This is a genomic window from Lactococcus taiwanensis, from assembly GCF_014905395.1.
Classification (GTDB): Bacteria; Bacillota; Bacilli; order Lactobacillales; family Streptococcaceae; genus Lactococcus; species Lactococcus taiwanensis.
Genome location: NZ_BNDT01000001.1, coordinates 126,630 through 152,254 on the forward strand (window position 1 = coordinate 126,630; position 25,625 = coordinate 152,254).

The 25,625-nt window shown below is 40.1% G+C and carries 23 protein-coding genes; 19 read left to right on the top strand and 4 right to left on the bottom strand.

The features are described from left to right. Positions 1–32: 32 nt before the first annotated feature. The 11 genes from JKP71_RS00585 (at position 33) to JKP71_RS00630 (ending at position 11,992) form a co-directional block, all read left to right on the top strand. Positions 33–704, top strand: a complete 672-nt coding sequence (locus JKP71_RS00585; protein WP_200406637.1) for a helix-turn-helix domain-containing protein — start codon at positions 33–35, stop codon at positions 702–704. 83 nt (positions 705–787) lie between these two features. Further along, positions 788–3,277: a leucine--tRNA ligase gene (gene leuS, locus JKP71_RS00590; RefSeq protein ID WP_200406638.1), complete on the top strand. Its 2,490-nt coding sequence runs from the start codon at positions 788–790 to the stop codon at positions 3,275–3,277. 174 nt (positions 3,278–3,451) lie between these two features. After that, positions 3,452–6,907 carry a MucBP domain-containing protein gene (locus tag JKP71_RS00595; protein WP_200406639.1) on the top strand — a complete coding sequence of 1,152 codons (3,456 nt, stop codon included), beginning with the start codon at positions 3,452–3,454 and terminating at the stop codon, positions 6,905–6,907. Further along, positions 6,894–7,361 (top strand): hypothetical protein, encoded by a 468-nt coding sequence (locus JKP71_RS00600; protein WP_200406640.1) that lies wholly within the window; start codon positions 6,894–6,896, stop codon positions 7,359–7,361. The genes JKP71_RS00595 and JKP71_RS00600 overlap by 14 nt, the downstream gene beginning before the upstream one ends. A gap of 14 nt (positions 7,362–7,375) precedes the next feature. Next, positions 7,376–7,774 (top strand): hypothetical protein, encoded by a 399-nt coding sequence (locus JKP71_RS00605; protein WP_200406641.1) that lies wholly within the window; start codon positions 7,376–7,378, stop codon positions 7,772–7,774. A 90-nt stretch (positions 7,775–7,864) separates the two neighbouring features. After that, positions 7,865–7,969, top strand: a complete 105-nt coding sequence (locus JKP71_RS09640) for a hypothetical protein (protein ID WP_444542732.1) — start codon at positions 7,865–7,867, stop codon at positions 7,967–7,969. A gap of 147 nt (positions 7,970–8,116) precedes the next feature. Next, positions 8,117–8,695 (top strand): hypothetical protein, encoded by a 579-nt coding sequence (locus tag JKP71_RS00610; RefSeq protein WP_200406642.1) that lies wholly within the window; start codon positions 8,117–8,119, stop codon positions 8,693–8,695. After that, the gene (locus JKP71_RS00615; RefSeq protein ID WP_200406643.1) at positions 8,695–9,318 is read left to right on the top strand and encodes a hypothetical protein; all 624 of its coding nucleotides are present in this window, start codon (positions 8,695–8,697) and stop codon (positions 9,316–9,318) included. The genes JKP71_RS00610 and JKP71_RS00615 overlap by 1 nt, the downstream gene beginning before the upstream one ends. Positions 9,319–9,330: 12 nt before the next feature. Further along, complete coding sequence (locus JKP71_RS00620) at positions 9,331–9,705, top strand: hypothetical protein (protein ID WP_200406644.1); 375 nt, start codon at positions 9,331–9,333, stop codon at positions 9,703–9,705. 220 nt (positions 9,706–9,925) lie between these two features. After that, positions 9,926–11,035, top strand: coding sequence for a hypothetical protein (locus JKP71_RS00625; protein WP_200406645.1), 1,110 nt, complete (start codon positions 9,926–9,928; stop codon positions 11,033–11,035). A gap of 153 nt (positions 11,036–11,188) precedes the next feature. After that, positions 11,189–11,992, top strand: coding sequence for an alpha/beta fold hydrolase (locus JKP71_RS00630; RefSeq protein ID WP_200406646.1), 804 nt, complete (start codon positions 11,189–11,191; stop codon positions 11,990–11,992). 62 nt (positions 11,993–12,054) lie between these two features. Here the strand turns inward: JKP71_RS00630 and JKP71_RS00635 are convergent, their stop codons facing one another. Then, positions 12,055–12,453, bottom strand: coding sequence for an iron-sulfur cluster biosynthesis family protein (locus tag JKP71_RS00635; RefSeq protein ID WP_200406647.1), 399 nt, complete (start codon positions 12,451–12,453; stop codon positions 12,055–12,057). 162 nt (positions 12,454–12,615) lie between these two features. Here JKP71_RS00635 and JKP71_RS00640 point away from each other — a divergent pair, with 162 nt between their 5' ends. Both JKP71_RS00640 and JKP71_RS00645 read left to right on the top strand, forming a co-directional pair. Beyond that, positions 12,616–12,981, top strand: coding sequence for a hypothetical protein (locus JKP71_RS00640; RefSeq protein ID WP_200406648.1), 366 nt, complete (start codon positions 12,616–12,618; stop codon positions 12,979–12,981). 157 nt (positions 12,982–13,138) lie between these two features. Next, on the top strand, positions 13,139–15,064 hold the full coding sequence (locus tag JKP71_RS00645; RefSeq protein WP_200406649.1) for an FAD-dependent oxidoreductase: 1,926 nt from the start codon (positions 13,139–13,141) through the stop codon (positions 15,062–15,064). Positions 15,065–15,109: 45 nt separating this feature from the next. Here the strand turns inward: JKP71_RS00645 and JKP71_RS00650 are convergent, their stop codons facing one another. Beyond that, entirely contained in the window at positions 15,110–15,664 is a 555-nt protein-coding gene (locus JKP71_RS00650; RefSeq protein ID WP_200406650.1) for a biotin transporter BioY, read from the bottom strand. 257 nt (positions 15,665–15,921) lie between these two features. Here JKP71_RS00650 and sdaAB point away from each other — a divergent pair, with 257 nt between their 5' ends. From sdaAB to JKP71_RS00675, 5 genes are all read left to right on the top strand, one after another. Further along, positions 15,922–16,593, top strand: a complete 672-nt coding sequence (gene sdaAB, locus JKP71_RS00655; protein WP_200406651.1) for an L-serine ammonia-lyase, iron-sulfur-dependent subunit beta — start codon at positions 15,922–15,924, stop codon at positions 16,591–16,593. A 27-nt stretch (positions 16,594–16,620) separates the two neighbouring features. Next, positions 16,621–17,487 (top strand): L-serine ammonia-lyase, iron-sulfur-dependent, subunit alpha, encoded by an 867-nt coding sequence (sdaAA, locus tag JKP71_RS00660; protein WP_075525000.1) that lies wholly within the window; start codon positions 16,621–16,623, stop codon positions 17,485–17,487. Between the two features lie 83 nt (positions 17,488–17,570). After that, on the top strand, positions 17,571–18,026 hold the full coding sequence (locus JKP71_RS00665; protein WP_075524999.1) for a CopY/TcrY family copper transport repressor: 456 nt from the start codon (positions 17,571–17,573) through the stop codon (positions 18,024–18,026). A gap of 16 nt (positions 18,027–18,042) precedes the next feature. Continuing rightward, positions 18,043–18,243, top strand: a complete 201-nt coding sequence (locus JKP71_RS00670; protein WP_075524998.1) for a heavy-metal-associated domain-containing protein — start codon at positions 18,043–18,045, stop codon at positions 18,241–18,243. A 195-nt stretch (positions 18,244–18,438) separates the two neighbouring features. Further along, positions 18,439–20,583 carry a heavy metal translocating P-type ATPase gene (locus JKP71_RS00675; protein ID WP_200406652.1) on the top strand — a complete coding sequence of 715 codons (2,145 nt, stop codon included), beginning with the start codon at positions 18,439–18,441 and terminating at the stop codon, positions 20,581–20,583. A gap of 66 nt (positions 20,584–20,649) precedes the next feature. Here the strand turns inward: JKP71_RS00675 and JKP71_RS00680 are convergent, their stop codons facing one another. Both JKP71_RS00680 and JKP71_RS00685 read right to left on the bottom strand, forming a co-directional pair. Beyond that, positions 20,650–23,289: a YfhO family protein gene (locus tag JKP71_RS00680; RefSeq protein ID WP_200406653.1), complete on the bottom strand. Its 2,640-nt coding sequence runs from the start codon at positions 23,287–23,289 to the stop codon at positions 20,650–20,652. Positions 23,290–23,355: 66 nt separating this feature from the next. Then, the gene (locus JKP71_RS00685; protein ID WP_200406654.1) at positions 23,356–24,141 is read right to left on the bottom strand and encodes a DUF4931 domain-containing protein; all 786 of its coding nucleotides are present in this window, start codon (positions 24,139–24,141) and stop codon (positions 23,356–23,358) included. A 302-nt stretch (positions 24,142–24,443) separates the two neighbouring features. Between JKP71_RS00685 and mnmA the strand changes: the two genes are divergently transcribed. Beyond that, positions 24,444–25,592, top strand: coding sequence for a tRNA 2-thiouridine(34) synthase MnmA (mnmA, locus tag JKP71_RS00690; RefSeq protein WP_200406655.1), 1,149 nt, complete (start codon positions 24,444–24,446; stop codon positions 25,590–25,592). Positions 25,593–25,625 lie beyond the last annotated feature (33 nt).

Below are 25,625 nucleotides of genomic sequence, written 5' to 3' on the forward strand. Positions count from 1 at the left end.
TTTCAAGCGGCCGTAGGTCGCTTTTTTGAAAAATGGAACTAGAAAAAATAAAAAAACTTTATGAAAATGTTGATCCAAATCAACTGACAGCTCGTGAAAAGTTACTGACAGCGTTACTATTTACTGACGATGTGGTCAGTACCGACAAGCTCCCCAATGGGCGTTATCGCATGCTCCAGTTTTCGAGCAATGATTTTTTAGAGTTAGAAAGTACCCTCAAGCTCTTGTTGCCAGATTTTGTGAAAAGCAATGCTCAGGAGCAATATGTGATTGAAGCTTTTTCAACGGATAGCCCGACAAAATCGGAACTTTTTGATATTTTTCAAACGCTTGCGCAAGATAGAGGAGAAGAAGTTTCGCTCTATATTGGGCGTTTTGTGGATAAAAATAAGCTTTCAGCAACTTACAGCATAGAACGTGAAATTTTTCAAAGTCACAAGGGCTTTAGTGAATATATCTTATCAGAAAGCTTAACGCATTTTGATTTTCCAATGTTAGAGGAAATTCGCCAGGAACTTCTAGCAAACGGTGACGATCAAACGCTAGTGCGAACCCTCTATAAAACAGGGGGAAATCAAACACAAGCAGCTAAGGCGCTTTATATTCATCGTAATACCTTAATTAATAAAGTTAAAAAATATGAGCAAAAGTATGGTTTGCAACTTACAGGAAGTGATCTCGTGCTTGCTTTTAATTTATTATAAACTCACTTTAAACGACATTTACTTAGTCATGAAAGGAATGGAGTGTTTTAAGCTAAATTTAGTAAAACCTCCCATCTTAATTTATGGAATACAATCATCAAGAAATAGAAGCCAAATGGCAAAAATACTGGGCGGATAATAAAACTTTCCGTACAGGAACTGACAAAAATAAACCAAAATTTTATGCCCTCGACATGTTTCCTTACCCGTCCGGTGCAGGACTTCACGTAGGACACCCAGAAGGTTATACGGCAACGGATATTTTGAGCCGTTACAAACGCGCTCAAGGGTTCAATGTGCTTCATCCTATGGGCTGGGATGCCTTTGGTTTACCTGCTGAACAATATGCAATGGATACAGGAAATGACCCAGCAGAATTTACAGCTGAAAATATTGCTAACTTTAAACGTCAAATCAATAGTTTAGGTTTTAGTTATGACTGGGAACGTGAAGTTAATACAACTGACCCAAATTTTTATAAATGGACACAGTGGATTTTTACTAAACTTTATGAAAAAGGGTTAGCTTATGAAGCAGAAGTAGCTGTTAACTGGGTTGAAGAACTCGGAACGGCTATTGCCAATGAAGAAGTGCTTCCAGACGGAACTTCTGAACGCGGGGGATATCCTGTTGTTCGTAAACCAATGCGCCAATGGATGCTTAAAATTACAGCTTATGCGGAACGTTTACTTGAAGACCTTGAAGAAGTGGATTGGCCTGAATCAATCAAAGAAATGCAACGTCACTGGATTGGTAAATCCGTCGGTGCAGATGTTACCTTCAATGTAGAAGGTACAGACGAAGCTTTTGAAGTTTTCACAACCCGTCCAGATACACTGTTTGGTGCAACTTACGCTGTCCTTGCGCCAGAGCACCCTCTTGTTGATAAGATTACTACGCCGGAACAAGCTCAAGCAGTTGCGGACTATAAACATCAAGCTAGCCTCAAATCTGACTTAGCACGTACGGACCTTGCAAAAGAAAAGACGGGAGCCTTTACGGGTGCCTATGCGATTAATCCAGTCAATGGTAAAAAAATGCCGATTTGGGTGGCAGATTATGTGCTTGCTTCATACGGACATGGCGCCGTTATGGCAGTTCCAGCTCACGACGAACGTGACTGGGAATTTGCTAAGGTCTATGGACTTGAAATTTTGCCTGTTGTTGAAGGTGGAAATGTAGAAGAAGCTGTTTATACAGAAGATGGCCCTCATATTAATTCAGAATTTTTGAATGGACTTGACAAAGCGCAAGCGATTGAAAAAGCCATTGCATTTTTAGAAGAAAAGAAAATTGGGAAAAAGAAAATCACTTACCGCTTGCGTGACTGGCTCTTTAGTCGTCAACGTTACTGGGGTGAACCAATCCCAATTATTCATTGGGAAGATGGCACATCAACCGCTGTTCCAGAAGATGAACTCCCACTTGTTTTACCAGTAACTTCTGATATCAAACCTTCAGGAACAGGTGAGTCTCCTTTGGCTAACTTGACCGATTGGTTGGAAGTCACACGCGCAGACGGGGTTAAAGGACGCCGAGAAACGAATACAATGCCACAATGGGCAGGCTCAAGTTGGTACTACCTTCGCTATATTGACCCAAATAATAGCGAAGCCTTGGCAGACCCAGAACTTCTCAAAGAATGGTTGCCAGTTGATATCTATGTAGGAGGGGCTGAACATGCTGTTCTTCACTTACTTTACGCTCGTTTCTGGCATAAAGTGCTTTATGATTTAGGCGTTGTTCCAACTAAGGAACCTTTCCAAAAACTCTTTAACCAAGGAATGATTCTCGGAACCTCTTATCGTGATCATCGTGGGGCCTTAGTGGCAACTGATAAGGTTGAAAAACGTGATGGTGGCTTTTACCATATGGAAACAGGTGAAGCCCTTGAACAAGCTCCAGCTAAAATGTCTAAATCTCTTAAAAACGTGGTTAATCCTGATGATGTTGTTGAACATTATGGAGCTGATACGTTACGTGTTTATGAAATGTTTATGGGTCCACTTGATGCAAGTATTCCATGGTCAGAAGAAGGGCTTGAAGGGGCTCGTAAGTTCCTTGACCGTGTCGTGCGTATGATTGAAAACTCTGAGATTACAGAAGGGTCGACAGGTGAACTGGATAAGGTTTACCACGAAACCGTCAAAAATGTAACGGAGCGTTTGGATCATATGTACTTTAACACAGCCATTTCTCAGCTTATGATTTTTGTAAATAGCGCTAATAAGGCTAAAGCCCTCCCCCGTGACTATGCAAAAGGTTTTGTACAACTTTTGGCGCCATTTGCTCCCCATATCGCTGAAGAGCTTTGGGTTAAACTTGGTGAAAAACCAGGGATTTCTTATGTGGCATGGCCAACTTATGATGAAAGTAAGTTAGTAGAATCAGAAGTTGAGATTGTTGTTCAAATCAACGGAAAACTTAAAGCTAAAATCAAGATTGCGAAAGATCTCTCACGCGAGGAACTCAGCAAACTTGGACAAGAAGCTGTTGCACAGGCTCTTGAAGGAAAAAATGTGATTAAAGTCATTGCGGTTCCTAATAAACTAGTGAATATTGTTGTAAAATAGAACTTTATAAACCCTCCTGACAGAAACGTCAGGAGGGTTTTTTTGAGCGGACATGTCGTTGCCATGTTTTTTTGTAACCTTAAAAATTCAAAACAAAATATCTCCGAAATAAAGTCACATTAGTAATCTTATCGAAATAAAAGTGGTATAATCGTATTAATAAATTTTTTATTAATGAAATTTTTAAAAAATTTGGCAATTTTTAGAAATCAGGTGATTATGAAAGGGAAAAAACGATTAATTACGCTATGCTTTCTTCTTGTGCTGAGCTGTCTCATCACGATATCTGCTAAAGCCGCAACCACTAACACGCCAATGGTCATTAACAGCCAAGGCACTTTAACCAATGGTCTGCAGTACGCCGCCAAAGGCACGATTTCCTCCATTGCGGATATTAGCAATGGCAGTTTTGACGCGAATCTCTTTGTCAATTCCGGCCAAGCTCCGGCAACTGTGCAAAAGGTCATGTTAAACGGCGCCATTCAGGTGGGTTCAAACAGTAGCTTTATTGTGAAGCAGGGAACACCCGTTTCACAAAGCGCAACGTCTGACACATTTAGTGTCAACTCAACTGACGCCACGTACCCATCTGTTTTAGTCACTCATGTGGGGCAAACACAGGCAGGAGAATCCCTTGATGTTTTAGTTACTGTCCAACAAGTGACGGACACGACGCCTGATAAAAGCACAGTGACGCTATCAAGTGCTTCGGACGGTTCGATCAACGTGGGCACCTCCAATTTGGATGGGGTCAAAGTATCTTACCAATTTCAAGATAGCAACACACACCAACCCGTTACCCTCTTGATATTTCCCGTAATCGGAGACGTTGACTATACTCAACAATTTGCGCTTAATGGGACAGTTCTTGGAGCAGGAGCCAATCTTTCACAAGATGGCAATGGCCTTTTTACCTCTGATGGGACGCCCGTCAATGGTTTTGCGGACTATCCTTTGGGTGGGCTGCTTTACGAATTCTATGGCGACACCCTCATCTCTACCTACAATAATAGGACGGATAATACCGTAGGCGATGGAGGCTTTGCTATTTTTGGCATGTACGGCTCCATCAAGGACATCCGGCTGACCTACCCTAACTCCAGTGCAACCCTTCATTTTATTGACGCTGCCACAAAACAGGAAATTCAGGCGCCAAAGACCTTTACGGGAAGTCAGTTTAGTGACTATAACTTGACTGCACCAGCGCTTTCGGGCTACCGATTGGATACGAACCTAACGGATTCGAGCAAACTCTCTAGCACCTACCAAACGACAAATACAGCGATCAATCTCTATTATGACAAACAAAGCACGGTGACGGTTCATTATTTGGATAGTACCACAGGGCAAGCGATTCAGGCACCACAAGTTAACACAGGCTATGCAACCGATACCTATCAGCTGACAGCACCAAGCCTTTCAGGATATCGACTCAATCAACTAAAATCGGCTTCAGTCAGTCTCTCTGGAATCTATTCAAACAGTAACACCGATCTCAACCTTTATTATGATAAGCAAAGTACCGTTACCCTTCATCTCCTTGATGCGTTCACAGGTCAGGTGATTCAAGCCCCACAAGTGACGAAAGGTTATGTAAATGATGCTTATCAACTAACAACGCCAAACCTTGCCAATTATCGCTTAGATAAAAAGTCACCCTTAACAAGCTTGTCAGGAAACTACAAAGCCGCGAATACGGATATTACGCTCTATTATGACCAAGCGGCTACCGTAACGCTTCATCTGGTGGATCGCACGACCAGCAAGGCCAGCGTGCTTCAAAGTATTAGGCTAGACGGTTATGCGGGAGATGCCTATACGTATCGTCTGCCAAAGCTCCCGCTCTATCAAAGCCCACCTAATCCAACAGTAGTAGGAAATTATACGAATCAGGCGCAAGTTGTGACCGTCCCTTATGTCAAAACCGCAGGCACCTTGACGCTAAAATACGTCAACGCTCAAACTGGCAAAACCCTACTCCCTAGTGAACAATACACCAGTAACCTCGGCGATTGGCAAGTAATCCATATCCCTAATATCACAAATTACGATTATCGAAATACTGGTGTAGAAGTTGCCTTTCAGCAATTACTCCCTCATCAATCAAGAACGCTGTATTATGATCCTAATGTTGACACAGTTAAGGTGGATTTTGAGGACGCCAACGGGCACGTGTTGGCCGGTTCCCAAACCTTGACAGGTTATTTCGGAAGCTCACGAGTGGTTAAAGCTCAGCCCATTAAAGGCTATCAGATTGCTTCGGGGCAACTGAGCAGGTATCCCGTCACTTTCAATCGGCTTTATCAGCACTTGGTTTTCAAGTATCAACCGATTAAGGAACACATCACTTTCCACTTTGTCAATGACGCCGGGCAAAAAGTCTATACGTCGAAAACCATCATGGGTACCTATGGTAGTGCGTATCACTTCCAACCCAGTGTTCCATGGTATGATAGTTTAACTTATGCCAGCCAAAAAAATATTACGGGTAAATACAGTCAGCCCAAGACCGATATAACTGTCCACTACACAAGGCGGCAAGCTTCCGTGACAATTATTGATAAAGACAACTGGGGTAATACGATCAAAATCTACACCTTGAAAAGCTATGAAGGTCTGCACTACCGTTCAGTAAGCCCCTATTATTGGTGGCTAAATTGTACACTAGTTCTGGTCTCAGGCGAATACCGACATCCAAAACAAACCATCATTGTAAAATATAATCATATTCCTGCTTATGTAAATGTGACTTTGACACTTGATGGTCAGCCTTGTGTGCGGTTAAAATTGATGGGATATTTAAACCAATGGCGAACCTATCACATTCCAAATCTGAATGACCCATGGCTTATCCCTTATCCAGGTCAAACTACAATGCGCTGGTATTTTAGTACAGTCAATAATAGTGTAACAATTCCTTATACTCATATTGTGAGCAATGTGACCTTTAACTATTATGGCACCAATGGTATTTATCTTGGGACAAGCGGGGGCATCAGTCACTGGGCAGGGACAGTTAATCACTACAGTGTACCAAACGAATTAGGTTATTATGATTTGATTGGTGGTTCTTATTACTCTGTTTTTTGGCAAAAATACAACCAAGTAGTAAATGTTTATTACAGATTTAATCCACCCGCGCAGGTAGTATACTATTCGAAAGAAGGAAGATCCTCCGCGTCTCTAAACAATCACATCTCATCAAATGGTTTTTATAGAAGTCCATACGGATCAATTTCTGTTTCTCGCTCTGCCTACAATGTTAAAGAAGCAGAATTGACTGCTGAGGGGAGTTATTCTTCAAAAGGCTCAAACAAAAAATCATCAAGTGGAGTATGGGGATATATTTCCAACCAATACAATTTAGCAGTAGAAAGTGAGTCTCATTTTGATTGGGGAAGTGTTTTGCCTACCCTAACCGGTATAATCGCTTACGGTTTTGGTACTGCTGCAGCGGATGTTGCAGGAGCGGATGAGTCATATCAACCATATCAAAGTACAGGAAGAGTAAGACCAGACTGGGGAGGAGTTGGTGACGGCATAGGAGAGTTTGGGGAAGCTGAAGAAAGAGAAGAAGAGGAGCGTAGAGAAAGAGACGGAGAAGGAGGGACACCAAATGACCCTGAATAAAAAGCCTATCAATATAGATGATTTAAACAAATCGGTTAACAATCTTAATCGGCAAAGAGAAGACTGGTTGAATGAAATAAACAATGACAAATTTCTTGCTCCTGTGAAAAAGCCTTACACGAAGAAAGAATCCAAACAGTATAAGGAGGTTTCCCAAGCTATTGACAAACTTTTAGAAGATGATAATAAATCCATTGATGCTGAGCTGATTTTTCAGATAGCAAAGAGAAACTTGGAAAGCGGATTGTTCGATCCTTCAGAAGCTGAAGATTATATTATTCATGAATTATTGATGATAACAACAACACCGGGGAAACGAGGTATATCAGATGTAGAAAGAGAATATATCAACAATCGTCGAAAGACCAATGGTCTAAAGGGGGCGGTTATATCAGTGATAGGACTTACTGTGCTATTTTTAGCTTGGGCAGTAAGGATGAGGTTTTTGAAGTAGAAAGTAAAGTGAAAATGAAGCTAATATCTTCTAAACATACAGCATTGGCTGGTAATATTTTGACAACAATCTTGGTTGCTGTGGTGGGAACTATGAATATTCAGAATAATTTATATTCTTACGCAGGATTTTCTCCTTTAGAAATCATTGTGATAGGACTAGTTGCTATGTCTGTAATTCCTCTATTGGAATGGATAGCATATTTTCGGATTGGCAAACGAGGAGAGAAATGGTGGAAAGCTTTTCTCCTTGTTGTGGGAATTATGTCCTTATTACGTAGTTTTACTAGTATAAACAATATCGTAGTGTTTCTCGCAAGGATTGTGATTGGAGTTCTGTATATAGCTACATTTATCATAAAAGATAATGCTGTTGCTAATCCTGATAACAATCAAAAAAAGAACACTGAATAAGAGGGGAAGACAATGAAACGATCAAAACTAGGTGTCCTTTTAGGAGTTGCCAGTATAACGCTGTTTAGCGCAACCATCGCTCATGCGGATATGAACAGCTACCGCATGTATAACGCTAAGTCGGGACTACACTTCTGGACAACGTCGGGAAGTGAAAAACAAAGCCTAAAACAGTGCAGTCAAAACAACTTTTAGTTTTGTAACAAGCCTGATTATAGATGCAAGTTTAGGAGCGATTTATGGTTCTGAGGTGCCTGTTCTGGGGACTGCCATAGGACTTGTAGTAGGGCTTGGTTTTGGAATGTGGTTCTCGTCTGAATATGATAAAAGGAGTAAGAAAAAATGAGTAAAGTACTAATACAACCAAAAGAGAAAAAGTCTGATTTTCATTTTTATATAGATTCGGAAACTTATGAGATTTATAAACTTCCTCGGAAAAATGTCAAGCAAACCACAGGTTCAAGAAATTTAGTCTATTATTCAGGAGTCGGTGTTGTAATACTACAACCATTGATTGATGGATTAAAAAATCAATTCACAAGTAAATTTATTAATGACTTGATTGTTATTTCGAGTTTCGTGTTTATTTTGGTGTTACTTTACATTATAGGTATGATAGAGGCAAGTTATTGGAAAAAGAAAGAAGACAAGAGTGAGTTTACTCTAGTAGAAATTTCTTTAGACGAAAAAGAGAAACTTTTGGAAGAAACCGTCAATCAACTTTTTACAGCAAAAATTGTTTTAGTAATCTCAATTATTCTGGTGATTGTAACGGCTACTTATTTTGTCTTTGCAGCAACAAACTATACTTTAATTTTATATATAGCAATGTTACTCTTTATGGCACTTGGAATATCAGGGGTTAAAAAATGGCACAGTGGTAGTAAGGTTATTAAAAGCTACATTGAGAGTAAAAAATAATGAAAAATAACAAATACACGAGAAATGAAGTGAAGAAAGCGAAAACGGTTAAAGAAGGTAAAAAAATCTTCTTGATCAGAGATGAATATTTTGAGTATTTCATAGATGATTTCAATTACTCGATCTTCTCTTCACGGTATATTGAACCAGAGCGAGCGAAAAAAGTTGATAAAATAGCAGGTCAACTTCCCATGATTTCAGGTGCATTGACAAGTGGAGGAGCGGTTTTAACACACCAGATTATGCCATATTCAACGGTTGCCACGCGAACAGCGCTAATTATTATTACAATTATTATTACTTCTATTTTAACATTTTGTTTTATGAAGTATCTAAAAATGGATGAATGGAGAGACCAAACGAGGGTTTATGAACAAGTGATAGTTGAAGAAAGGTATGTAATAGAAAAAACTGTAAAAGGGCTCCGAGTGTTCTGCGTTTTTTTGATAGTTTTACTAGCGGCATTAGCTATTCTCTCTTATTTATTTATTACCACCTCAGGCTTTACCTACTTGACTTTGTTTTCTATCGCTGTATTTCTATTTCTCCTTCTTTCTCCATGGCTGAAATCGGCATTTTTGAGACAAAAACTATTGAGGGAGAAGCGAATAAAAGGAAAGTAAAAAGGAGAACATATGAGAATAGGGAAAAGGTTTGCAGCTTTCGGTGTAGGTTTTGCGCTCGCTGTTTCATTAATTAATATTCCCTTAGGAATAATAGCAATTGAAGGAGGAGGAATAAATCAAGAAGTTCTGGTACTTGGATTGGCTATAGGTATACTTTTTGCTTTAGCTAAGGTTTTCGCTTTTTCGTGCTTGGATACTCCAAACGAAAAAGGATGGAGAGTATTTCTTTTCATCTTGGGAATTCTAGGATTATTTCTGGCAGTCCAAGCCTTTGCTTTTGACCATGTTTCTAGTGGGATAATTGAATTAAGCCAAGCATTTTGTTTCTTAATGGCATTTATTCTAAGAAATGTGGGAGAAAAGAAACGAGATAATCACAGTTAACGACATATAAAACCTTACAAATATGAATTGCACTTTAAATTTGAGCAAAATCAGGGGATGCCTATGGGGAGCGAGTGAACAATGATGTTTATGCAAAAAATTTAGCGAAGGTCTCTAAGGAGTAACAACGTTTAATAAAGCAAATATCGTGGTTTCTTTAGTGATTATCCTCGCTGTCATTGTAAGATGGTATCTTTTTAGAAAATAAGAGAGGAAGACAATGAAACGATCAAAACTAGGTTTCCTTTTAGGAGTTGCCAGTATAACGCTGCTTAGCGCAAGCATCGCTCATGCGGACATGAACAGCTATCGCATGTATAACGCTAAGTCGGGACTACACTTTTGGACAACTTCGGGGAGTGAAAAACAAAGCCTAACGAAATCAGGCTGGAAATATGAAGGGGTTGGCTGGGGTTCAGTCAGCTCGGGTAAAACGCCGATTTATCGGCTCTACAGCAAAAGCGGCGAGCATTTCTATACGGCAAACACTACAGAGAAAAACAATCTCGTTAAAGCGGGTTATCATCTGGAAGGTGTGTATGGCTATTCTTCCGGCAAACTTCCCGTCTATCGTTTGTATAAGAGGGGTAAAGCGCATGTCTGGACGGCTTCCTTATCGGAAAAGAACAGCTTAGTAAAAGCCGGGTATAAATACGAAGGGATAGGCTTTTATGCCATTGCCCCTGAATATAGCTGGCATTACGACGCCTCACAAGGCAGTGTTTCTGGAGTTGCGAATGATGTGCATTTCCCGCAGTTTGACTATCTGACAAGCACAGAAGGGGTGACAAAAACCTTTCAAGGGAACAATGTTTTTTATACGTACAATGATAAAGTCTACAACTTCAACGCACAACTTCAATCAGATGCAAAAGGCGCGGACTATGCCAATGCTCAAGCCCGTCAAAACTGGACAAACCTTCGAAATAGAGACCAGCTTGCAGTAAGCAACGCAAAGGCAGCACTGGATACCGCAAAGACGAAAATAAATGAAGCTCAGACCTTAGTCAATCAGGCTCAGAGCTATGTGACGGCCGATCAGCAGCATAAGCTCGACACGAAACAGGATCAGGCATTGTTGACGCAGTATCAAACCAGTCTTGCGTCGGCAAAATCAACTTACACCGCTGATAACATTGCCTATCAAAAGGCGGTGGCAACCTTGAACGCACTCAACAAACAAGGAACAAACTACGTTCATTTGCGTTATTCCATCAGCCTTACGAACAGTGGAAAATCCGTGCACGTCAACTTCACGAAAACCACACGGATGGAGGGGGATATAAGTACAACAAAGATAACCCGTACAACTGTACTAGAAATTACTTAAGAAACCCTGACGAACTTTGTTAGGGTTTGTTATTTACTTGCAATTTCCTGACCCATTCCCCAGTAAATATTTTGTGTAAAATCTGCATTGACCTGTGACGAGATTTATTTTGATACAATGAAAATATGTAAAAAAGCCTGAAAGGAAAGAAAAATGCCTTTTTTTATTACCAATGATTCTGTAAAAATCAATTATCATGATTATGGAGAAAAAGAAAAGCCAGCATTAGTATTGATTGGTGGTTATTCTTCTAGTGAAGTGACATGGTTTGCTCAAGTTGCTCCTTTTACTGCAGCGGGGTACCGTGTGATTACTTACGATCATCGCTCGCACGGGGATTCACAGCGTGTTGATTTTGGAATGAGTCTGCAACGTCTGGCTACGGATTTACACGAGTTGATTGAATACCTTTCCCTTAAAAAGGTTACCTTAATCGGACATTCAATGGGGGCGGCCACGATTATGGCCTATGAGGAGTTGTTTACGACTAATGATCTGACAGCAGTAATTACCGAAGATCAAGCGCCGACCTTCATGAAATCAGAAGACTGGCTTAATGGCGCTTATGGGCGTACACTTCCTGAGTTAGAAACTTTTATCGACACGTTTCCAAAAACCACGCTCACACGTCAAAAACTTTCCGATGAGGTGAAGCGAGCGCTAGGACGAGGGATGCGTCCCTTTGACTTTAAACGTTATCGAGGATTGCTACAAAATGTAATTTTGCAAGATTGGCGCGCTCAACTTGGTCAAGAACATGTTCCTCATCTCTTTTTTGCTGGTGGAAAGTCCCCAATTTTTCCGAGTGCTCATGCTCAAGCTGCGCGTAACTTGCAACCTCATCCGCTCTCAGAGGTGCAAGTGTTTGATGAATGTGGACATATCCTGCACTTAGAAGAAAGCGACCGATTTAATCAGTGTGTTCTTAGCTTTTTAGAAAAAATAAAAAAAGACTGAAAAAGCAGCCTTTTTTTATTACGGTACTTACTGACCAGCTGGTCAGTAAATAAATTGTCGCTCTAACATGTCAGTACAGCTTGTTTTCGATAATCGACAATTTCAATGTGCGGGGCAATTTGCTCTCCACGACCCATGATTTCGATCAAATGGTTGGCAGTAAGGCGGACATTCATCGTTTCATCAAAATACATCATTCCCCATTTTTTACAGTAAAAGGGTCCTAATGATGAAGAAATTTGTCCATCAAAAATAGGCGGCACCTGACCTTTTTCAACAGCTACAATCCGGTAGCGTGTAATCCCGCAACAAGTACTTTCAAGTTGTTCACTACTTAAAGTATGATCAAAGTCTAAAACAAAATCAACGGCTGACGGCTTGGTCAGTAAGTCTTTTTTATCTTGAAAACCCATCAGTTCTAATAAACGCTCGGTGACAGTTTCATCAAAAGTAATTTCCATTTTCTATCCTCCACCTAAGTTCATTTTATCAAAAGAATGAGCGCTTTGCTTAATGAATGATTTTTTTCATTAATTTTTAATAGTATATCATTATGTGCTCATAAATAAAGTTGGTACAATAGAATTAACGATTAGAGAAAAAACATTTTAAAGGAGGTTTTTATGAGGCAAAAACATATCGAATATGCGACTTTTACGCAAAAAGACGTTCAAAAATCTGGAACCACTCCTATAAATAGGGAAAAGGTGGTGATGAAATTACTCGTGGAGAGTTACATGCATGGCGCTCAAACCTGTGAGGTCGAAAATGGAAAATTCCTTGGAGTGAGTATTCATCATGGAATTTGTGACCATATTCATTTTTTTATCAACGACAGCCATAAAGTGACAGTAGAAATCAGCCAAGGAACAAGTCGAATTACAGTGATGTCAGATAAGGAGTTAGGCGATGCCGAATACATTATCCCCTTTATCCGATGTCTAGGGATTCCAGAAGGACAAATTTTAGAGAATGGTCCCCAAATTTAAAAAGTCGCTTGGTCGACTTTTTTAATGATCAAATGAGCAGAAATCATGAAGATTAACTTCTCCTTAAATTTCCGTATGCAACGGTTTACAAATGCTTTCAAAAAGGATATAATGGACACTGACATTATTATATCACTATTAGGAGACTGATTTTAAAATGACTAAGAAAAAAATCGTAGTCGTCGGTGGTGGCGTTGCTGGGGTCCATGCAACACGCGAGCTTTCAAAGAAATTGAAAGCCAACGTTGACATCACTTTGATTGACAAACATAGCTATCACACTACCATGACACAACTTCATGAAGTTGCAGCTGGTCGTGTACCCTTTACAACAGTTCAATACGACTTCCAAAAACTTTTAGGTAAGCGTAAAAACGTTAATCTTGTAACTGACGCCGTTGTAAGTCTTGATAAAGAAAATAAAAAAGTAATTACAAAACACGGGAGCTATGATTATGACTACGTGGTAGTTGCACTCGGTGGCGAACCAAACGATTTTGGTGTTCCTGGAGTAAAAGAACATGGCTTTACACTCTGGTCACTTGAAGACGCTATGAAAATCAAGCGTCAATTGGAAACGGTTGTACAGTACGCTTCCACAGAAGTTAATGATGAAAAACGTCGTGCCCTCTTGACAATCTCAGTAGCTGGTTCAGGCTTTACTGGTATTGAAATGGCTGGTGAGTTGATTGACTGGCGTAGAAAAGTTTCAACAGACTGGAAGATTCCAGAAGAAGAAATCACGATCAACGTTGTTGAAATGATGCCAACTATTCTTAATACCTTGGATCGTAAGCAAGCTGATAAAGCTCACGCTTACCTTGAAAAGAAAAATGTTAATGTGTTGACAAACCATGGTATTGTTGAAGTCGCTGAAGACCATATCAAAGTTAACGTCGGCGGACGTGATGAAGAAAAAGTTGCAAAAGAAATTGCCACTCATACTTTGATTTGGACGACAGGGGTTCAAGGGAATACAGCAGCACAAACCAACCTTAAGGAAACAGAACGTGGTCATCGCCTCCAAGCAAATGAGTACATGGAAGCTGTTGGCTTTGAAGGACAAGGTATCTATGTTGCTGGTGACGTTTCTGGATATATCGAACCTGATACAGGTCGCCCTACTCCACAAATCGTAGAATCAGCAGAACAAACTGCACATACAGCAGCAGAAAATATTCTTGCGGATATCAATGGTGGAAACAAACACAAACACGTGAGCAAGTACCAAGGAACCATGGTTTCAATTGGATCAACTTGGGGTGTAGCAAAAATCGGAAGCATGCGCTTAACTGGCTTTTGGGCAATGTTGATGAAGAATATTGTTTACTTCATCTACACTTTGCAAATCCGTTCAGCACATTATTTCTGGCGCTACGCTTTGGATGAAGTTTTCCGTACAAAAGACAATCGCAACTTCATGCGAGGTCATACTTCACGTCAAGGAAATGTTCTTTGGGCATTGCCACTCCGTCTTTTCTATGGTTTTGCTTGGTTAGTAGAAGCAATGGCTAAAATCGTTGGTGATGGGAAATGGTTTAATCCTGGAACGTGGTTTGGTCAAGGATCTTGGTTCACAAATGATCTGAAATTCCCATTTGAATGGTTGCAAACTTCAGATGCAGCAGCAGGCGCATCCGCAGCAGCTGCAAGCGGATCTGGCGATAGTACGACTGAAGCTGTTAAATGGGGCTTGACTTATTCTTCAGAACACAGCCCAATGCCTGTTTTTGATCATGTGGTAGGTTGGTTCCAACCAATTATGAAATTTATGATTCCAAACCGTGATGTAGCCTTATTCATGCAAAAGTTCATGTCTATTTTTGAAGTACTACTTGCACTTGCAATTATTTTCGGTTTCTTCACATGGATTGCCTCAGCTGTAACAGCTGCCTTAACAGTGATGTTCTCCCTCTCTGGTATGTTCTTCTGGGTTAACATCTGGTTTATTCCAGTAGCGATTGCCTTGATGAATGGTTCTGGACGCGCATTTGGTTTAGATAAATGGGTTCAACCTTGGGTACAAAAAGTGTTAACTCAACTCTGGTACGGTAAATCACGTTCAATTTATAAAGGGCGTTAAAATAAAAAAATATGTTACCTTCAAAGGTAACGTATTTTTTTATTCCTAAATTTCTCTCAAAACTCCCGCTTTACTCATAGCGCCTTTAATTCTTTGTCCAAGTAATGCGGCAGCCACAGCTTGGATAGGATTTGTGAAAATGAAAGGAAGTACCCCAGCACTGAAAGCAGCGCTCCAACTCATCTGAGATTGAAATTTGAGCCAGATTAAACCGAATAAGAGGATGATTACAGTAACTCCAAGAATCGCACCAATGACAGCGGCAGTATAACTATTTGGAAAACGACTTGTAAAGAAGCCTACCACATAGGCGGCTAAAGTAAAGCCAACGATATAGCCACCCGTAGGACCAAGTATGATTCCAAAGCCGCCAGACATCCCTGCAAATACAGGGATACCAATTGCACCAAGAAGGCAGTAGAGAAATACAGAAAGGGTACCGTAACGTTTTCCAAGTATGACAGCAATAAGCCCAATTCCCAGTGGTTGTGCTGTATTAGGAACGATAGGAAATGGGATAGTAATTTGGGCTAAAATTGCGATTAATGCTGCACCGATTGCAGCTGCGATAAGCATCTTTCGATGTTGTGAGGTGCTCATGAAATTCTCCTAAATAAAGTCATTAATTTGTTACAAAAATGAGTATAGCAGATATGAAAGCCTTTTACAATTTTTTTGTCTAATACTTTTGACATCTCTTTATTTAATGTTTACGTTTGATTTAATCGGGTTTAGCTCACCTCTAGTTTTTACTCACTTGTCACTCCCCAATTTTTTATGATAGAATAGAAGAGCTTGTATTCAATTAAAAAATAGAGAAAATTTTAGCTCAATTCCACGCCGTAGAAGGGATACAAATGGAAAACTTAAGATATAAAAGTGTTTTTGATATTATTGGTCCAGTGATGATTGGACCGTCTAGTTCGCATACAGCGGGAGCAGCACGGATTGGTAAGATCGTACGTTCTATTTTCGGTGAACTTCCCGAAAAACTTGAGATTCATTTGTATGAATCTTTTGCAAAGACTTATCGAGGACATGGCACAGATGTAGCCTTGGTAGCTGGAGTACTTGGGATGGATACTGATGATGAACGTCTCCCAATGGCCCCTCAGCTTGCTTATGATCAAGGTATGGAGATCAGTTATGTGCCACACCCTGAAGAGAAAGCAGAACATCCCAACACGGCACGTTTGATTGCAAAAAAAGGAAATCGAACCATGACTATCACAGGGATATCAATTGGTGGGGGAATGATCCAAGTCACTGAATTAAATGGTTTTGATATTGCAATTTCTGCGGGTGTTCCTACATTTGTAGTGATTCACGAGGATGTTCCAGGGATGATAGCAAAAGTGTCCAGTCTATTATCAGAGCATGCCATAAATATTGCGCAAATGAATGTAACGCGCGAAGCAAAAGGTGAAAAGGCGATAATGATTTTAGAAGTGGACACACCAAATGTAGAGGAAGTGATTGAAGAGATGAAATCAATCCCACGCTTACATGCGGTGAATTTCTTTAATTAGACCATAATGAGTGAAACGGGAACGAAAATGTTTAAAAATATACAAGAATTAATTGAGGATTCGAAAAATTATTCCTCAGTCGCAGAGCTTATGATTGCAATCGAAATGGAACAAACAGGGCGCCAAAGAGATCAGATCTGGGCTCTGATGGAACGAAACTTAATGACAATGCTAGATTCTGTTGAAAAAGGATTAGAGGGAAAGAAATCCTTGACAGGACTAACAGGTGGCGATGCCAAACTCATGGACGATTATATTAAATCAGGCAAAGCCTTATCCGGAGATTTAATTTTAGGAGCGGCTCGTGATGCAGTAGCTGTAAATGAAGTAAATGCTCAGATGGGGTTAATCTGTGCTACACCAACAGCTGGTTCAGCTGGGTGTCTTCCAGGCGTATTGACGTCTGCTATTAAAAAATTGCAATTAAGTCACGAGCAACAGGTAGAGTTTTTGTTTGTCGCTGGTGCTTTTGGTCTTGCGATTGCCAATAATGCGACAATATCTGGTGCTGAAGGAGGCTGTCAGGCCGAAGTTGGGTCAGCTTCAGCTATGGCTTCAGCTGCTTTGGTTTTAGCAGCAGGAGGTTCTGCTGAGCAAGCGGGTTATGCGATTGCTTTAGTTTTACAAAATATGTTAGGTTTAATTTGTGATCCTGTCGCTGGTTTAGTTGAAATTCCATGTGTGCATCGAAATGCTATGGGTGCTTCACAAGCAATGATTTCAGCTGATATGGCGTTGGCAGGAGTGAAACCGGTTATTCCTGTGGACGAAGTGGTTAATACAATGTATAATGTAGGCCGCTCCCTTCCGGCTGCCTTTCGTGAAACAGCAGAGGGAGGATTGGCACAAACAGCAACTGGACGACGTATCATGGAAGAAGTCTTTGGAGCATAGAGATTCTTAGTTAGAATACTTGACAATTTTCGTTTACGCGTGTAAACTTAAGCTATAAGAATAATTAGAGAAAGGAGACAGAGATGAACGAATCAGAATTTAATGTTTCCAATGCAGAATTGATTGTTATGCGTGTGATTTGGTCTTTGGAAGAGGCACGCGTTGATGAGATCTATCAACAGATTCCCCAAGATTTGGAGTGGTCTCTTGCGACTGTAAAAACACTGTTAGGGCGTCTGGTGAAAAAAGAAATGTTGAGTACAGAAAAAGAAGGACGAAAATTTATTTATCGACCTCTAATGGAAGAATGTACGGCTATTAACTTGATGGCTGATAATCTTCTTGAAAAAGTATGTGCTACAAAGCATGTCAATATTTTGCAAGACATGATTGACAAATCAGTCTTAACGGCGCAAGATATAGAGAAATTAACCCAAGCCTTATCTCAAAAAGAGACGGTGTCAGAAAAGCATTGTAACTGTCTTGAGGTGACCGGAAGTTGTGCTTGTAAACACGAGCATGAGCAGATAGCTGTCTAAGGAAAGAGGAATATAAATGAAAGCAACATTAAAAATAGAAGGCATGACTTGTGATCACTGTGTCATGCATGTCACAGATGCGCTTCAAAAAGTAGAAGGGGTAGAAAAAGCAAAAGTTTCATTAAAGAAAAATGAAGCAGCGGTTAAATTTTCTGAACCTGCCACAATGGATGAAATGCGCGAAGCGGTTGCACAAGCAGGCTACAAAGCAATTTAGGAGTCACTTAATTTGTCACCCACGCTTAAATTTGCTAGAATAATAGAAGTAAAACAAACCCCAAATGATGTTTTACTTAAATAATAACAGCCACCTTCATTCCCCAAATGAAGGTGGTTTTTTTGTTAAAGAAATGACTTGACTTTTTGAGTTTACAAGTGTAAACTATAATAAAGAAATAAAAGGGGTAACATAATGAGAAGTCAGACTTTTGTGATTACAGGAATGACCTGTGCTAACTGTGTTAATACAGTAGCTAAGGCCTTACATAGTACAGATAAAATTAGTGAAGCAACGGTTAATCTTGCGACTGAAAAGGCAAAAGTAGTCGTTGATGATCAAATGTCAGATGAAGAAATCATCGCCTTAGTGGAGCAAGCAGGCTATGGAGCAATTGTTAATGATAAAGCACACCAAGAAAGAATTGCGAGACAAGCTCATCGTCATTCCCAATTCCTCCGTTGGTCATTTTGGGCTTCGCTTATCTTAACTTTGCCTTTAGTAGTAGCTATGTTTGCTTCTGTCCTTGGGCTACACGCATCGTGGGTAATGTTTTTACATCAACCCATCCTCCAATTAATCTTGGCAACCCCCGTACAGTTTGTTATTGGTTGGCGTTTTTATAGGGGAGCTTTTCATGCGTTGCGAAATAAATCCGCCAATATGGATGTTTTAGTCGCTTTGGGAACGACAGTTGCTTATTTTTCAAGTTTAATCTTGTCCGTTATGATGGGAGAAGCTAATGCCCTGAACTTCGAATCGTCGATGGTTATTATCACCTTGGTGTTAATGGGTAAAGTGTTAGAGCATAATGCAAAAGAAAAAACTACACAAGCCATTACAGGCTTAATGTCTTCACGAGCTTCTGTTGTTCATACGCCTGATGGGGATCAAGCCATTGAAGAAATTCAGATGGGAGATGTCATCCGTATTTTACCTGGAGAAAAAGTTCCTTTAGATGCTATGATTTTGTCAGGAAAAGCTTCTTTTGACGAAAGCATTCTGACAGGAGAGGCACTTCCAGTAGTGAAAGCCGACGATGCGGTTATTTTTGAGGGGACCATCAACTTGGACGGGGAAGTGAAGGCTGTCGTTGTTCATGATTTGGAGGGATCTACAATTTCACGTATGGTAGAAATGATGAGCGAAGCTCAAGGTTCAAAGCCAAATATTCAAAAATTGGCGGATCAGATTTCGGGAATTTTTGTCCCAATCGTTCTGGTGATTGCCCTGCTTACCTTTGGGATAACTTGGTGGTACACGGGTCTCTTATTGACGGCTTTAATGCATGCAGTAGCCGTATTGGTGATTGCATGTCCTTGTGCGCTGGGCTTAGCGACTCCCACGGCAATTATTTCTGGAACAGGCTTAGGAGCCAAAAACGGTTTGCTCATTAAAAACGCGAATGCATTAGAGCTTGCTGGAACGATTGATACGATCTTTTTAGATAAAACGGGGACGATTACAACGGGTGAATTTGAACTGACCGACTTGAAAATAGTTGCTCAGCCTACTGACAGCGCCGTCAGTAAAGCCACAGCGCCCCAAGCCGCTCTGCTAAAACTCTTGGCTAGTCTTGAAGCACATTCAAATCATCCATTAGCAAAATCGCTTGCTTACAAAGGAGAACTCTTCGAACTTACTGAGTTGTCAGAACTTGCTGGGCGTGGTATCACAGGAAAAATCAATGGAAAAAGTTATTTTGCAGGAAATGATAAGTTGATGAAGGAACTGAATCTGACAGTACCTGAGACAGAAGATACTGTGATTTATCTGGCCGAATCACATCAACTCTTAGCAGTGGCTACCTTTAATTCGAAGGTAAAAGCTGAGAGCGCACAGACGATAAAGACGTTGCAAGGACAAGGCTTGAAGGCCATCATGTTAACTGGGGACAACAGAAACTCTGCACGTAAAATCCAAGAACTGGTTCAACTTGATGAAATTTATACGGATCTGAGTCCTGAAGAAAAAGCGACGATTGTTCAAAAAACTCCGCGGGCGATGATGGTAGGTGATGGCATCAATGATGCTATTGCATTAGCTGGAGCAACAATAGGATTAGCGATGGCTACTGGTTCAGATATTGCGATGGAGGCAGGAGATGTTACTGTTGTAGGCGGACAGTTGCACAAAATTACTACCTTCTTTGAAGTTTCTCGAAAAACAATGCGTAAAATCAAGCAAAATTACTTCTGGGCTTTTATTTATAATCTCATAGGTATTCCACTTGCTGCTCTTGGTTTACTCAATCCGATGTTGGCGGCTGCAGCGATGAGCTTATCTTCTGTTTCAGTGATTCTCAACTCATTACTACTGACGAAAAGTAAAGTAAAATAAAAAAGCATTGATTTATCAATGCTTTTTTTATTAGCTTTGACTGACAAACCAGTCAGTCCTTTTTAGCTACTTTTTTAAAGATGACTTACGTCGAAGAACATCGTAAGTAATGAACAAAACGATACCTAAGACAAAACAAAGGATTCCGGTTTTTAGACCATTTGGGAAGAAGGAGAGTCGCAAAGTATGCTTGCCAGCAGGCACCTGAACCTTCATAAAGCCTTCTTGTGCTTTGGACACTTTGACGGTTTTTCCATCGATTTTTGCTGACCAGCCCTTGTCATAAGGTATGCTCAAGAAGACTTCTCCTTTTTCGGACGTATTGGTCTGAAGCGTAGCACCGTTTTTGGTGAGTTGTGTTTTAGGGCTACGCGCTTTGAGGGTGGACATTACTTGGCTGTAAGCCTGAGTATCTAAACTCCAAAAAGAAGTAGTATCAAAGCTTACCTGTGAATTCTCAGGAAAGGCAAGGGTTACTTTTAAATCAGTAGCTTTACTAAAAGTTCCGAGATTTATAAAGCGACCCGTATCGTTGGTTCCGATATAGTAGCTTGATAAGGTGCGCGTGATTTTATTATTTTCGACGTTGCTGATTGTGACAAGTGTATTTTCAGCATTACTATTAATATAACTAATATTTGGCACCGATAGATAGATTTGACTATGAGCGGGAGCGGTAATGCCGTAAGTGACAGAAACTTCGTTATCCGTAGAAGATTCTGGACGAGTTAGGGTAACGGAGTCCCCTGTACCAGTGATTTTATCTGAGGTAGCTTCACTTGTTGTATAAAAAGGTTGAAAAAGTGTAGTCTTCGTTTTGGAGAGTGCGTCAACAAAGGCTGTTTGATTGTTGAGGATGGCAGAAGTCTCATCACGATCTTCAAATTTTGCATTGACAAATTCTCCGGGGACGAAGATGCCCAGACTTAGGGCTTCTTGATTTTCGTTCAAGGCATTTAAAGGGGAGGTTTTACTGACGGACTTGAAGCCATACTTTTCCGGTTGGCTCTGGTTAATATTATATTTTACACCAAAGAGCGCGTCCATCAGTAAAGTATTGCCAGGATAACGCAGATTAAGATAGGTACTGTCGGTATGAAAGCCTAATTGGCGCATGATTGAGCTGGAGTTGCTATTACGTACAGAAGAAAACTGAGAGATGGTGTTAAAATTATATTTCATCCCATCATTAGCTGTATCGGGGTTAGTATTATCAGTTCGAGCAAAAGTTGTTCCTGTTAATGCGTTAATTTTTTCTGCAATAGGAGCGAGCGTATCAACTTGACGATTGTAATAATCTCGGCTCGCAAAATTCCATTCTTTCTGGACACCCTGAACTTGATAGAGACCATTTACACCAGCTTCACTAACCATAAAGACGAAAAGGACAGGAATTAAAGCACGAATGGAAACCCAGCGGTGAATTAGATTTAAACCTAATATGAAGTAAGCTAAACCAAATAAAAAGGTTAAAATAATTTGAACAGCGGTAAGGTAGTGATAATGTCCGAAATAGAATGTGGCGAGATAGAAAAGAGCAAAAACTGCGCTTACTACAAGGAGATGCCAAGTTCGAAATTCTTTCCAGCGTTTGCAGCTTTCTAGAGCCATTAAAATAATAAGAAGGCTAAAAAGAAAGGCGTAGCGATGAAGGAACATATTTGGGGAATGCATGCCTTGCCAAAATAAATCTAAAGCTTGCAAATAGAAAGAAGCGATAAAAAGAACCAATAAGCCAAGAAAAGCAAATTTAGTACGTCTCTTGATGCTTTTTGCAAAAAAGAACAAGAAAGCTAAGCCCAGAGGAACCATTCCCACATAAATCATAGGAATGGCATCAAACTGGGTGGTGTCATAGGCCCCTACGAAATTTTTGGCAAAAAGGTCAAAAAGGTGAGCATTTTCGGTAAACAACCCAGAAAGACTAGTCAGCGCGTCGGAGTTATTTGCTCGCAAATCTAAATACATGGGTAATAGCATGATGAGACTTGAGAGCCCTGCTAAGAGTGAAGTAACTACAAAATCTAGAACTTTGTGCCATGACCATTTATCAAAGGTCATACGGGCTAAAAAGTAGAAGACGAGGAACAGTGCAATCATAAAACCAAAATAATAATTTTGGATAAAAACAATAAGTAAACTGATGAAATAAAGCCAACGTTTTTGTTCATTCATCAAGCGATGCAGTCCCCAGATGATAAGTGGAAGAAGGATGAAAACATCTAACCACATGATAATTTCAAGCTGAGAAGTTAAAAAACTCATCAAACTAAAAGCTACGCTCAAGGCAAGCACAACAACTTGTGGAAGCTTTTTATACATGTTTTTGAAACTTATAAAAGCTGATAAACCGATCAGACCAAACTTGATTAAAGTCAATAAATAGAGCGCATCAGGCATATTATGGACATTAAAGAAAAAAGTAAAGGGCATGAGAAAACTGCCCATATAATAAGCCGAAAAAGCGTAAAGGTTTAAGCCTAAGCCGCTGGTAAAGGTGTAGAGGAAACCCTGCGAACCTCCTGAATGTAAAATATTACGATAAAGAGAATGGATCGCGACATATTGGTGATAAGCATCTCCCGCCAAAACCGAACGAGAGCTTCCCCAATAAATACCGGTAATCGCCAGAATGATCGCCATTAAAACCAAGGGAAGCAAGAAGCTTGCTAAGAGACTCCATTTATTTTTCTTGATAAATTTCATAATTCTATTATACCAAAATCAACCTTATATCAGGCTGATGCGTTCAAAAAAATACTGACCAGGCTGTCAGTAATTTTTATCTAATCTTAATTTAATTTCTTGAGCAATTTCTGCCAAGGTTTGTGGATGAGAAACTTGTGGGATTTTATAACCAATAAAGTAGGGAGAAGTGATGAAACGCGGTACAATTTTGCAAATGTATTGACCATCAAAATGGTGGAAAAAGAGGTTGTAAGAATCACAACGCCCCTCCATATAGCTGCTCATCAGGTAAGCTGTGATTTCATGAACCATATCAGCTAGATTTTCAACATTGTCAAGGTCAGTAATAATCGCATTGAATTCCACAAATCCCATAATAGGGCGGGTAGAGAGCGTGACTGTGACTCCATTTTTATGGATCTCGACCCCTTCAAAATTTTCAGGAGAGATCTGTCCGTAACCGTCAGTATTTTTTAATCCGACCACTTGTAAGTGAGGGTGGCGCAAAGTACCACCAGAGCGGGGACCAAAGTTTTTGAACATGAGCACGGAGCGATAATTTCCTGATTGAATCATTTCATCCCAGCAATCAAAGGCAAAGCGGAATACTTCACGATTCTCCTTTAAGCGATAGGTTGAAACATCTCCTAAATGCTCATCAGATTCTATAATCACTGTCATTGTAGCTTCTTCCAGTGTCGGAAATTTGTTTTTTAGCCATATTTTCTTTCCGTCAGTACGTAAAATACCAGTTAAATGCTCCACATCACAAAATGGACAAGTGTTTTGTACAGGGACGACCGTTTCTGCTCGCTTTTTTTGCCCGATAGCAGTATTAAAGACCAAAGGATTTTCAGTATGTTTTATCATAAAAACTATTATAGCACGCGTTCTGAGTGACGACGTTTACAAAAATATCCTCCAAAATAGGAAGAAAGAGCTATTTACATTTTGACCAAAATTGACTATAATAAATAAGTTACCTATTAAATTCAGCCTTCAACTGAAGTAACCTACAAAAATCAGCCTTCAACTGATATTTTGTCTAACTTGGGAAAAAGAAAGTGGACTGACGCAGAGGTCAGTTGTCTTTTTTTAAAGTACATTTACTGACCACTCTGTCAGTCATTTCTTTTTTTCAAAATCAAAATAGAAAGAGATGGTGAAAATTAATGGATAACAGTCAAACTTTAAAGGGCAAGCTCCCAGCACAAACGCGTGTCGTTGTGGGAATGTCAGGAGGGGTCGACAGCTCTGTCACTGCCTTGTTACTCAAAGAACAGGGCTATGATGTTATCGGTGTATTCATGAAAAATTGGGATGACACTGATGAAAACGGAGTCTGTACGGCTACGGAAGATTATAAAGACGTCGCAGCAGTGGCAGACCAAATCGGTGTTCCTTACTATTCTGTTAACTTCGAAAAAGAATACTGGGATCGTGTCTTTGAATATTTCCTTGCAGAATACCGCGCTGGACGTACCCCAAATCCTGATGTCATGTGTAACAAGGAAATCAAATTCAAAGCTTTCTTGGATTATGCCATGGAGCTTGGAGCAGATTATGTTGCAACTGGACACTATGCGCAAGTTCGTACCGACGAAGATGGAACCGTACACATGTTGCGTGGCGCAGATAATAATAAAGACCAAACTTATTTCTTAAGTCAATTGACACAAGAACAATTGAAGAAAACCATGTTCCCACTTGGTCATCTTGAAAAACCGGAAGTCCGTCGAATTGCAGAAGCAGCTGGACTTGCAACGGCTAAGAAAAAAGATTCAACAGGAATTTGTTTTATTGGAGAAAAAAACTTTAAAAAATTCTTAAGTGAATACTTACCCGCACAACCTGGTAAGATGATGACACTTGATGGAATTGAAATGGGTACTCATGCTGGTTTAATGTATTATACAATCGGTCAACGTGGTGGGCTTGGCATTGGTGGACAACATGGACAATTAACAAGTGATCCATGGTTTGTTGTCGGAAAAGACTTGAGCACAAACACCCTTTATGTTGGACAAGGTTTCCACCATGAACACCTTTATTCAACAAGTCTGGACGCAAGCGATTTGAGCTTTACCAGAGAAATGCCAGAAACTTTCGACCTTCACTGCACAGCAAAATTCCGTTATCGTCAAGAAGATACAGGTGTTACGATCCATGTAAATGGTGATAAAGTCACTGTTGACTTTGATGAACCTGTCAGAGCGATTACTCCTGGACAAGCAGTAGTCTTCTATGATGGAGAAGAATGCCTCGGTGGAGCACTGATTGATGTCGCTTATAAAAATGAAAAGGTAATGCAATACCAATAAGAAAAAACTCGTCACTAGTGACGAGTTTTTTCA

Excerpts from the sequence above, each read along its gene's own strand:
- JKP71_RS00625 (WP_200406645.1), top strand. The coding sequence starts at position 9,926 with ATGAAACGATCAAAACTAGGTTTCCTTTTAGGAGTTGCCAGTATAACG.
- JKP71_RS00605 (WP_200406641.1), top strand. The coding sequence starts at position 7,376 with ATGAAGCTAATATCTTCTAAACATACAGCATTGGCTGGTAATATTTTG.
- JKP71_RS00600 (WP_200406640.1), top strand. The coding sequence starts at position 6,894 with ATGACCCTGAATAAAAAGCCTATCAATATAGATGATTTAAACAAATCG.
- JKP71_RS00675 (WP_200406652.1), top strand. The coding sequence starts at position 18,439 with ATGAGAAGTCAGACTTTTGTGATTACAGGAATGACCTGTGCTAACTGT.
- JKP71_RS00610 (WP_200406642.1), top strand. The coding sequence starts at position 8,117 with ATGAGTAAAGTACTAATACAACCAAAAGAGAAAAAGTCTGATTTTCAT.
- JKP71_RS00645 (WP_200406649.1), top strand. The coding sequence starts at position 13,139 with ATGACTAAGAAAAAAATCGTAGTCGTCGGTGGTGGCGTTGCTGGGGTC.
- JKP71_RS00680 (WP_200406653.1), bottom strand. The coding sequence starts at position 23,289 with ATGAAATTTATCAAGAAAAATAAATGGAGTCTCTTAGCAAGCTTCTTG.
- JKP71_RS00630 (WP_200406646.1), top strand. The coding sequence starts at position 11,189 with ATGCCTTTTTTTATTACCAATGATTCTGTAAAAATCAATTATCATGAT.
- JKP71_RS00670 (WP_075524998.1), top strand. The coding sequence starts at position 18,043 with ATGAAAGCAACATTAAAAATAGAAGGCATGACTTGTGATCACTGTGTC.
- JKP71_RS00615 (WP_200406643.1), top strand. The coding sequence starts at position 8,695 with ATGAAAAATAACAAATACACGAGAAATGAAGTGAAGAAAGCGAAAACG.
- JKP71_RS00585 (WP_200406637.1), top strand. The coding sequence starts at position 33 with ATGGAACTAGAAAAAATAAAAAAACTTTATGAAAATGTTGATCCAAAT.
- leuS (WP_200406638.1), top strand. The coding sequence starts at position 788 with ATGGAATACAATCATCAAGAAATAGAAGCCAAATGGCAAAAATACTGG.
- JKP71_RS00650 (WP_200406650.1), bottom strand. The coding sequence starts at position 15,664 with ATGAGCACCTCACAACATCGAAAGATGCTTATCGCAGCTGCAATCGGT.
- JKP71_RS00620 (WP_200406644.1), top strand. The coding sequence starts at position 9,331 with ATGAGAATAGGGAAAAGGTTTGCAGCTTTCGGTGTAGGTTTTGCGCTC.
- mnmA (WP_200406655.1), top strand. The coding sequence starts at position 24,444 with ATGGATAACAGTCAAACTTTAAAGGGCAAGCTCCCAGCACAAACGCGT.
- sdaAA (WP_075525000.1), top strand. The coding sequence starts at position 16,621 with ATGTTTAAAAATATACAAGAATTAATTGAGGATTCGAAAAATTATTCC.
- JKP71_RS00665 (WP_075524999.1), top strand. The coding sequence starts at position 17,571 with ATGAACGAATCAGAATTTAATGTTTCCAATGCAGAATTGATTGTTATG.
- JKP71_RS00685 (WP_200406654.1), bottom strand. The coding sequence starts at position 24,141 with ATGATAAAACATACTGAAAATCCTTTGGTCTTTAATACTGCTATCGGG.
- sdaAB (WP_200406651.1), top strand. The coding sequence starts at position 15,922 with ATGGAAAACTTAAGATATAAAAGTGTTTTTGATATTATTGGTCCAGTG.
- JKP71_RS00595 (WP_200406639.1), top strand. The coding sequence starts at position 3,452 with ATGAAATTTTTAAAAAATTTGGCAATTTTTAGAAATCAGGTGATTATG.
- JKP71_RS00640 (WP_200406648.1), top strand. The coding sequence starts at position 12,616 with ATGAGGCAAAAACATATCGAATATGCGACTTTTACGCAAAAAGACGTT.
- JKP71_RS00635 (WP_200406647.1), bottom strand. The coding sequence starts at position 12,453 with ATGGAAATTACTTTTGATGAAACTGTCACCGAGCGTTTATTAGAACTG.
- JKP71_RS09640 (WP_444542732.1), top strand. The coding sequence starts at position 7,865 with ATGAACAGCTACCGCATGTATAACGCTAAGTCGGGACTACACTTCTGG.